This window comes from Moorena sp. SIO3I6 (assembly GCF_010672095.1).
This window is the reverse complement of sequence record NZ_JAAHHU010000702.1, coordinates 1-2,409: the sequence shown is the minus strand read 5'-3', so window position 1 is coordinate 2,409 and position 2,409 is coordinate 1. Positions and strand designations below refer to the sequence as shown.

Below are 2,409 nucleotides of genomic sequence, written 5' to 3'. Positions count from 1 at the left end.
GCCAAAAACAGCAGGTCATTGACCAGTTTTCCTAAGCGCTGGGTTAATCGCTCTATCACTTCGAGTTGGTGCCGTTGCAACTCAGATGCCAAATCGGGATCCCCCAGAGCAACTTGCACGTTAGTCTGAATCGTAGCAATTGGGTTTCTCAGTTCGTGGGAAGCATCAGCAGTGAATTGTTTAAGCCGTTGGTAGGACTCTCTTACTGGCTTCATAGCCATACCAGATAGTAACCAACCAATAGCACCAGTAGAGATAATCATCACCACTGTACCTAGAGTCAGATCAAATATCAGTTGGTGGCTGGGTTTGGTGACTTCAAACCATGGGTGGCTCACCCGTAAATAACCTAAGATATAATCTTCGATTTCCACCGGTTGGGTTAACTGTCGCAGGAGATGCTCTGCTGATAAATGAACTGTTGCCCTAGTGGTGTTGGTCTTTAAGGGAATAGTTAAGGGTTCTGAGAAGGTTGACCAAAGCAAATCCCCCTTCGGACTAAACCACTCCAGGTCAATGTGGTCATCTTCTACCCGATCACTATTGTCTCGAAAACTGGCTTCAATGTTGAATTGATAGGGCATCTCGCCATGATCCACAGGTTGAATCACCAGTGATCGCTCTACCACTTCTACGACATGTTTGAGGGTGTCATCAACCCGTTCAATCAGGGTGTGGCGGACATAAAGATAGACACCAGTTGCAAATAGTAACAGTAAGACTGCTGTGACGGTAGTGTACCACAGAGCAAGGCGTCGGCGAGTAGTTTGAAACATGCTTATTTAACAGACATCTAAGATCAACAGGACTTACGCCGCCAACCCGGTTTCTTAAAAAAAATTACAGCAATTTGAGCCTTTGATTTATAGCCAGAAACCGGGTTTTAAGGGTCTTGGTGCCTAAGTCCTGATCAAATCTGGTTGAATAATCATGATATCCAGGATCCGATAATGGGTAATGGGTAATATCAATTCCGGTAGCATCGGATTGATCACAATTGAGCACCCGAACCAGTTGCTGCCAGTGTAGAGGACAAAGCTAAAATTGATATCGTGTCCGGTTAAATCGTTCTTGTTTGTAGAGACTTGGTCTACAACCTCTCTACAGGGAAGGTTTAATTGATTGTTCCTTGTCCGACTTGTCTGCCAAAAGCATGAGCTTTCAAAATAGCGATCGCATACCAGCAAAACCATCTCTAAGCTCTCGGGAATACCTGTTTCAGTCCCTAGTGGACAATTCTCCCGAGTGTATAGGGGTATTTGACCGGGAATTTCGTTATGTCTATGCTAATCCGTCCCTGTCCAAGGCCATTGGGATCGCCCAGTCAGAATTGATCGGCAAAACCCATCGTGACCTGCAGATGCCAGAAGACTTTATCCATTTATGGGATAGAGCCATGGAAAAGGTGTTTGCTACAGGTCAAGAAAAGAGCATTGAATTCCAGTGGATCAAAGAGAATGGGCGACAGTTTTATCAATCCTTTCTGGTGCCAGAGTTGGCCAGTGATGGTTCAGTAGAATTTGTCTTGGGGTTTAGCTGCGGGATTAGCGATCGCATAACCAATACAGAATTTTCAAGGTGGATTGAGCAGTTACAGAACTCTAACCGAGAACTGGAACAGTTTGCTTATGTGGCTTCCCACGATTTACAAGAACCCCTGCGGAAGGTCAAGAGTTTCACAGAATTGCTGGTGGAAGAGTACCAGGGGAAATTGGATCACGAAGCAGACAAATACATGGCTTACATTGTTGATGGTGTTTTCCGCATGCAGAGTCTGATTAAAGATCTGCTCGCCTACTCCCGTTTGGGTCGGTCTGAACTGACCTTTGAACCCACAGATATCGCTGAAGTGCTTGAACAGGTTCTTGAAAACTTGAGTGTTACCATTAAAGAAAATCATGCTGTCATCACCCATGATCCACTGCCAACTATCTCAGCTAATCCCCAACACATGGTGGAATTGTTCCAGAATCTAATCAGTAATGGCATCAAATTCCGTTCCGAGGCAACTCCTGAGATTCACATTGAAGCTCAGTTGCAGGAATCCAAATGGTTAATAGGGGTTCGAGATAATGGTATTGGTATTCCAACCAAGTATGCTGAACGAATTTTTTCCATATTCCAACGACTACATGGTAGGAGCAAGTATCCCGGTACCGGGATTGGTTTAGCCATTTGTCAGAAAATCGTCCAGTGTCACGGTGGAAATATTTGGGTCGAATCCGAGTCTGGTGTTGGCTCAAGATTCTATTTCACCTTGCCAATTCATCAGAGTTGGTAGCCAAAGATGGCTGATGGGTTTGTGGATAAAAATTCAATGATAAATGATATGATAGCCAAGTTCAACTAACCCAATTTCAATTAACTATGATATGTACAGTAAATTCCCTGAACTTCTGCTAATAGAAG

2 protein-coding genes are annotated in these 2,409 nt (G+C 44.2%); one reads left to right on the top strand and one right to left on the bottom strand.

Annotated features, from left to right (window positions below; translation table 11 throughout):
* Window positions 1-776, bottom strand: a 776-nt coding sequence (locus F6K49_RS41585) for a histidine kinase dimerization/phospho-acceptor domain-containing protein (RefSeq protein WP_293107045.1), incomplete at its 3' end; no start/stop codon positions are given.
* A 377-nt stretch (window positions 777-1,153) separates the two neighbouring features.
* Between F6K49_RS41585 and F6K49_RS41580 the strand changes: the two genes are divergently transcribed.
* Window positions 1,154-2,281, top strand: coding sequence for an ATP-binding protein (locus tag F6K49_RS41580; RefSeq protein ID WP_293107042.1), 1,128 nt, complete (start codon window positions 1,154-1,156; stop codon window positions 2,279-2,281).
* Window positions 2,282-2,409 lie beyond the last annotated feature (128 nt).

What these genes read in the sequence shown, in the direction of transcription:
- F6K49_RS41580 (WP_293107042.1), top strand. Translation starts at nt 1,154, where the DNA reads ATGAGCTTTCAAAATAGCGATCGCATACCAGCAAAACCATCTCTAAGC.